Annotated in this window: 3 protein-coding genes and 1 pseudogene; 3 read left to right on the top strand and 1 reads right to left on the bottom strand. The window is 73.1% G+C overall.

The window, feature by feature from the left end:
- A partial coding sequence (locus tag ABT078_RS42110) for an ABC transporter ATP-binding protein (RefSeq protein WP_351237714.1) occupies positions 1 to 419 on the bottom strand: 419 nt, incomplete at its 3' end.
- Between the two features lie 477 nt (positions 420 to 896).
- Here ABT078_RS42110 and ABT078_RS42105 point away from each other — a divergent pair.
- The 3 genes and pseudogenes from ABT078_RS42105 to ABT078_RS42095 all read left to right on the top strand — a co-directional run.
- A complete protein-coding gene (locus tag ABT078_RS42105) occupies positions 897 to 4,241 on the top strand; it encodes an FtsX-like permease family protein (RefSeq protein ID WP_502981573.1) in 3,345 nt (1,114 codons plus the stop codon).
- 1 nt (position 4,242) lies between these two features.
- The gene (locus ABT078_RS42100; protein ID WP_351237710.1) at positions 4,243 to 7,035 is read left to right on the top strand and encodes an FtsX-like permease family protein; all 2,793 of its coding nucleotides are present in this window, start codon (positions 4,243 to 4,245) and stop codon (positions 7,033 to 7,035) included.
- Positions 7,032 to 7,147: pseudogene (locus ABT078_RS42095) on the top strand (ABC transporter ATP-binding protein); the annotation flags it as partial. The gene ABT078_RS42100 and the pseudogene ABT078_RS42095, both read left to right, overlap by 4 nt.

The raw sequence follows: 7,147 nt of genomic DNA, 5'->3' as shown, positions 1-7,147 counted from the left end.
CCCGGCCGCTGGGCGGCGTGGTCGGCCAGGCCGACGAGGGACAGCAGCAGCTGCACGCGCTCCTCGCGCTCGCGCGGGTCCGCCTTGCGCAGCCGCAGTGGCACGCCGACGTTCTCGGCGGCCGTGAGGATCGGGATCAGCCCGAAGGACTGGAAGATGAAGCCGATGCGGTCGCGGCGCAGCTGCAGGAGGCCGTCCTCGCCGAGCGCGGAGATCTCCGTGCCGTCGACGGTGATGCGGCCCCCGTCCGGGCTGTCGAGGCCGCCGACCAGGTTGAGCAGCGTGGTCTTGCCCGACCCGGAGCGGCCCTTGAGCGCGACGAGCTCACCGCGCGGGATCTCGAAGGACACCCCCCGCAGGGCATGCACGGCGGCAGCACCGGTGCCGTACGAGCGGTGCAGGTTCTCCACACGGACCATCGGCCCGCGGTCGGGCTCCTCCGCGACGGCCTGACCGTGGCCGTGCCGTGTCGGCGCCGCCGAGCTGTCGGTCGTGCTCCCGCTCGGGCTCTTCGACATGCGGATCTCCGTGAGTTGCTGGGCGGCCCAGGAGGGCCGGATGCGGCTGGTGCGGTGTTGCCTTCAGCGGCTCGACAGGGGTGGCCGTCCGGCCCTCCGGGGCGCCCTGACCGCGGGCGTCCGGTCTGCGGCAGGAGCCGCGACGGTGCCGGGTGACAACCACACCTGCGGTGCCGGTTCGGAACTGATCCTGGCAGCCCCGAGCGACGAATGTTGGCACCGCCGACAAGGTCACGATCACATGAATCTTGAACACTCAACCGTTGCCTGTCCAGTGTCACATGTAGGTTCTCACAGCGGGGCTCAGGCCGATCCACGGACGAAGAGGCAGGAAACAGTGTGACAAGGTTTGTCCTTCTTCGCCTCAGAGCCCATCGATTGCTCCTGACCGCTTCCCTGCTCGCCGTCCTGTTGACGACGTGCGTCCTTGCCGTGCTCAGCGCGTTCTCCGGCGCCATCGGCAATGCCGCGTTGCAGCACAGTCTCGGCCACCGGGATGCGGTGGCCGCCGCCCTCGTCGTCAGCGCCGATGTGCCGTCCGCTCGGCGGCAGGCGGCCGAGGAGGCGGTGGTGCGCGGCGCGCGGCAGACCTTCGACGGACTGCCGGTCTCGGTGCGCGAGCTGGAGCGCTCGGGGCCTTATGCCCTGCCGCGTGAGCCGAGGGGTGCGGCCGCCGACGCCGAGTTTCCCGACCTCACGGAGTTCGCGGCGCTGGACCGGTCCCGCATCGAGCTCGTCGAGGGAACGCTGCCCGGGCCCGTCGGGTCGGCCGCGGAACCCTTGCCGGTCGCGCTCCCCGAGGCGGCCGCCCAACAGCTGAAACTCCGGCCGGGTGCCCGGCTGACGCTTGCCGACCGGGTGTCGGAGAAGCCGCTGGAGGTACGTGTCACCGGCCTGTACCGGGCCGCCGACGCGGCCGACCCGTACTGGCAGCTGGACAGCCTCGGCGGACGCGGGGTGCGGACCCTCGCCTTCACCACGTACGGGCCACTCATGGCCGACCCGTCCGTGCTCGCCTCTCCCCGTACCTCCCAGGGGGCCACGGCCTGGCTGGCCACGGCCGGCTTCCGCGATCTCGGCACCGAACGGATCGCCACGCTGCGTACCGCTGCCGAACGAGGACAGGAGGCGCTGCGCAAGGACCCGGCGTTCGCCGGATCGGTCACCGTACGCACCGGCCTGCCCGGGGTTCTCGCGCAGGCCGAACGCGCACTGATGGTGTCCCGCTCCACCCTCGTGATCGTCGCGGTGCAGCTGATCGTGCTGGCCGCGTACGCCCTGATGCTGGTCGCCCGCCTGCTGAGCAGCGAACGCGCAGGGGAGACCGGTCTGCTGCAGGCGCGCGGAGGGTCGCGCCGAAGGATCACGGGCCTCGCCGGGGTGGAGGCAGCTCTGCTCGCCCTGCCGGCGGCCCTGTGTGCCCCGCTGCTCGCGGGTCCGCTGTCCCGGCAGCTGGTGGAGCGTTCCTCGCTCGGCGGCATCGGGCTGCGATTCGACGACGCCACAGGACCTGCGGTCTGGCTGGTGGCAGGTCTGGTCGCGGTGTGCTGCGCCGCGGCGGTGGTCGCACCCGCCGTAGCGGCGAGCGCCGGCCGGCGTCGGGGCCGGGCCGCCGCGCTGCCCGCACCACTGCGCGCGGGAGCGGACGTCGCGCTGCTGGCCGTCGCCGCTGTGGCGTACTGGCAGCTGAACCAGCAGACGGCGCACTCCGGCACGGGTGTGCTCAGTGGGGACAGCAACGGCCGCCTGGGCGTCGATCCGCTGCTGGTCGTCGCGCCCGCGCTGGCGCTGCTGGCCGGCACGGTACTGGTCCTGCGCCTGATGCCGCCGGTCGCGCGGTTCGTCGAGCGCAGGGCGGCGGCCGGACGCACGCTGCCCTCGGCGCTTGCCGCATGGCAGTTCAGCCGGCGACCGCAGCGCGGCGCGGGGCCGGTCCTGCTGCTGGTGCTCGCGGTCTCGATGGGCATGCTGGCGATCGGACAGAGTGCTTCGTGGGACCGTTCGCAGAACGATCAGGCCGACTTCCGCGTCGGCGCCTCGATACGGGTACATGACAACGCTGTCATCAGCCCCGGCGACGCCGGCCAGTACGCGTCCCAGCCGGGAGTCCGGGTCGCCGCGCCAGCGCACCGCACCACTCTGGGCCTGTCGGACAACCGCATCGCCACCGTGCTGGCCCTGGACACCGCACGAGCGGAACAGCACCTGATGCTGCGGGAGGACCTTGCCGACGCGAAGGCCGACCGGCTGTTGGCCGCCACTCGTTCCCACGGGGCCGACGCCAGTCCTGGTCTCGTGCTGCCCGACGGGACCAGCGGCATCACCCTCCGTCTGCGCCTCCAGGACGAACGAAGGAAGACGGCGGTCACGCGATTCGTGCCGGCGGCCACCGTGGTGGTGGAGGACGGCTACGGCCTGGTGCACCGGCTGCCCTTGGGGAATGTCGCGGCCGACGGTGCGGTCCACGTGCTTGGCCTGGATCTTGACGTGACCGGCGGAGGCGGGCGGGCCGCCCCTGTCGGGCCTCTGACGATCACGGGCTTGAGGCTGGACGGGCGAGTGCCCCCGGGTGTGACCGGAAACCTGCGCCTCAGCGTCGAGCAGGTGCTGGCCGAAGGCGGTGACGGCGCGGCGCGGCCGGTCGCCGTGCCCAACGGCATGCGCTGGCAGGGCAGCAGCACCAGCACCAGCACGCTGTACGGCGTCGCGCAAACGCCGGTGACACTGCGGCCCTCGACCTCGGCTGCGCGGCCGCTGGCCGTGGCGTTCCGCATCGCATCGACGGTGGCCAAGGATGATCCGTATCCCCCCGCCGAAGGCACGGAGCTCCGCCTCACAGCCGAACGGCCCGCCCCTGAGCGGGAGCTCGCCGGCATCGCGTCGGACGCGTTCCTGCGGGCGGCGGGCGCGCGGCAGGGACAGAGCGTCAACGTCACGCTGGCCGGCGAGGACGTGCGGGTGACGATCGTCGACACCCTGCGGCAGTTGCCGACCACGGGTCCCGAGGCGAATGCCGCCGACTCGGCCCAGCACGGCTCCGGCCGATCCGCCACCGGCACGGGTCCGGTCACCGAGAACGACGACGGAGGCGCGCTGCTGCTCGACCTCGGTGCCGTCAACGAGCTGTTCGCGCGTCGCGCGAGCGCACCCCTCGCCCCCACCGAATGGTGGCTGAGCACCGCTCCCGGGAAGGCCGCCGCGGTCGCCGACGCGCTGCGCGAGCGGCCCGACGCCGATCCGGCCGATGTCCTGGTGCGTGACGAGGTCGCCGAGGAACTGTCCGACGACCCGCTCGGCGCAGGGCCGCGTCAGGCGCTGCCGGCCGTCGCGCTCGCGGCCGCGGCGCTCGCCGCGGTCGGCTTCGCCGTCAGCGCGGTCGGCGCCCTGCGCGAACGCTCCGCAGAGATGGCCCTTCTGAACGCCCTGGGCGCGCCGCGCCGCAGGCTCGCCCGGATGGTCGCCGCCGAGCAGGGCGTGCTGATCGCCACCGGACTGCTGGCCGGCGCTGCCCTGGGAGCAGCACTGACCCGCGCAGTGGTGCCACTGATCGTCCTCACCGGACGCGCCACTCAGCCGGCGCCGGACGTGTTGGTCGAACTGCCTCTCACTCATGTGTCGTTGCTGCTCGCCGGGGTCGCCCTCCTGCCCCTGCTGACCGTCGCCGCCATCGCTCTGCGCCGCGCCCACCCCGCACTGACCCTGCGCCACCAGGGAGATTCCTGAGATGACCACCCGTACGGGCGGGCCGGACACGACACGTCAGCGCCCGGTCGCCCCCTGGACCAGGACACGGCTGCGCACCGCGCCGGCCTCCGCGCTCGCCTTCGGTGCGCTGGTCCTGCTCACGGCCTTCCTGGCCGCAGCCTTCCCGCGAGCCGTCGACACCAACGAGTCCCGCAGCCTGCGGAAGGACATTTCCGGCGCACACCCGGCCCGCAGCGTCCTGGAGCTGACCACGCCGCAGCCCGGCCTCGAACTTCCGCAGTCCGCCAGGGAGCACGCACTGCGGCCTCAGGTGATCGAGGCCGCGTACCGCAGGGTGCTGCCGCTGCTGGCCGCACCGTTGCGCGCCGACACCGCGCAGTCCGCGTACGGCGTCCAGACCACCAAGTTCCTGGTCGCCAGGGACGCCTGGCTGCCGCGACCGGAAGGGGTCCCAGCCGAATTCATCCTCGCCGCGCAGGCCGGACTGTCCCGGCACTCCACCGTCCGTACCGGGCGGCTGCCGTCCGCCCCGGCCGTGGTGACGGCGGAGACGAGGGAGGTCGAGGCCGCCGTGACGGCAGCAACGGCCGAGAAGATGCGCATGCGCGTGGGCTCCCTGCTGCACATCGACACGTCGAACGGTGGACCGCTGGTCGTGCGGATCACCGGCATCGTCGAACCCGTACGACCCCAGGGCAGCTACTGGTCGGCCGAAGCGCTTCTGCGCAACCCTGCCCTGGCGATCACGAAGACGTTGCCTCCGGAACAGTACTGGCAGGCGGGGCTGCTCCTGGCCCCCGAAGCGGCGCCCGCACTGCTGGGCACCCTCGGCGAGCCACAGCCCTACTGGCGCGTCGCGCCGGACACCAGCGGGCTGACGGCTCAGCATCTTCCGCCCCTCATCGACCGGGTGGCCTCCCTTGAGGGCGGTCCGGATCTGCTCCGCCTCAAGGACGCGGCCGGCAGGCACGCGTCCTTGACCACCGGGATGGACGGCATCCTCTCGTCCCACAAGGCCATGCGCTCCGCCCTCACAGCGGTCGTCGCGGTGGCCGCGATCGGGACCGCCGCCGTCGCGGCAGTGACCTTGGCGATGACCGGAGGACTCATCGCCGCACGGCGCAGCGCAGAGCTGGCACTGCTGCGGGCGCGCGGTGGGTCGCTGCGCGGCATCGGAGGCAGACTGCTCGCCGAGTCGGCCGTCGTCGCCCTGCCCGCATCCGGCGCCGGCCTCGTGGCCGCCGTCCTGTCGATCCCCGAAGGCCGGCTGTTCCCGGCAGTCCTGGCAGCGGCGACGGTCGCGGTGATCGCCTGCCTGGCGCTGCCGGTCTGTGCGGTTGTGCTGCACCGCAGCCCCCGCATGCACGCCGAGCGGGCCGATGTGGTCCGCGCCAGGCCGAGCCGCCGGCGTACCGTCGCCGAACTGAGCCTGCTGCTCCTCGGGGTGGGTGCCGTGGTGACCATCCGCCGCCGCGGCGCCAGCGACCCGGGCGACTACCTGGTGAGCGGGGCCCCGGTGCTGGTCGGCCTGATCGCGGCGCTGGTGCTCGCACGGCTGTATCCCCTGCCGCTGCGGTGGGCGGCCCGGCCGGCCCGCCGGCTGCGCGGAGCACTCGGCTTCCTCTCACTGGCTCGTACGGGCCGCTCCTCGGCGACGGGTGTCCTGCCGCTGCTGGCGCTGCTGATCGCCCTGACCGCTGCGGCGTTCGGAGGTGCGGTTCTGGCGGGAATCGCCGACGCACGGGACCAGGCCGCGCTGACGGCGCTCGGCGCGGACGCACGGATCTCCGGCCAGAACGGCACCGGGGCCCTGCCGGACGGCCTCGAGCAGGCGGTCCGGGACGTCCCTGGCGTCCAGCTGGTGGCCCCGGTGCAGATCGAACCCTCGATCAACCTGCTGCCCCGAAAACACCCGGTCAAGGGTGTTTTGCTCCCCGCACTGGTCGGCGTGGAACCGCAGTCCTATGCACGGCTCACCGATCAGCTGGGGCTCGGCACGTTCCCGGCCCGCGCACTTCAGGGGGGCCCGGGCACGCAAGGAGACGCCGTCCTCGACGCGATCGCCTCGCCGGACGTCGCCGAGACTCTGGGCCGCAAACCGCAGCGCATCGAATCGATCGCCGGGGACTTCACCGTCCGCGTGACCGCGGTCCGCAGCCGGATCCCCGCGATTGCTGCCTCCGAATTCCTGGTGGTCGACGCCTCGAAGCTCACGAATCAGGCCACGACCACGCTCTTTCTGGCCACAGGTGACGAGGTGGACGAGGGAGCGCTGAAGGCCGCCGCAGGCGCCGTGGATCAGGATGTCGAGGTGGAGCTGAGCAGCGAGGTGCGGGCCTCGTTCGCCGACTCGCCCCTGCAGACCGGGGCGGAGCGGATCTACGCGGCCGCGATCGCCGCGGGTGCGGGCTACGCCGCGCTCGCGCTGCTGCTCTCGCTGCTGCAGTCCGCGCCGGAACGCACCGCGCTGCTGGCCCGGCTGCGCACCATGGGCCTCGCCCGCCGACAAGGCCGCCGGCTCCTTCTTCTCGAAGCGTTGCCACAGGCGGTGCTGGCCGGCCTCGGCGGCATCCTGGTGGGCTGGGGCACGGTCTGGCTGCTGGCACCAGGGGTGGATCTGGGCCAACTGGCGTTCGCTGCCCTTTCCGGTTCCGCGCCCGAGGGCGGTGTCTCCCTGCGTGCCGATCCGTGGTCGCTGGCGCTGCCCGCGGCCGGCGTGGTCACGCTGGCCGCGGCCGTGGCCGCAGGGCAGGCGTGGTGGGCGGGCCGCCGCGGATCGATCACCGAACTCAGAGCAGGAGACACCCGATGACCGACACGACGACGACCACGACCACGCTCGCGGAGCTGGAGCAGCGGGCGACGGCGCGCCGCGACCGGCCCGCGTACGGACACGACGCCCTGATCGCCTGCGACCGGCTCGT

Origin of the sequence: Streptomyces sp. NPDC002133, from assembly GCF_040296405.1 — a bacterium.
Taxonomy (GTDB): domain Bacteria; phylum Actinomycetota; class Actinomycetes; order Streptomycetales; family Streptomycetaceae; genus Streptomyces.
The sequence above is the reverse complement of the archived record's forward strand: the minus strand, read 5'-3'. Positions and strand labels throughout refer to the sequence as shown.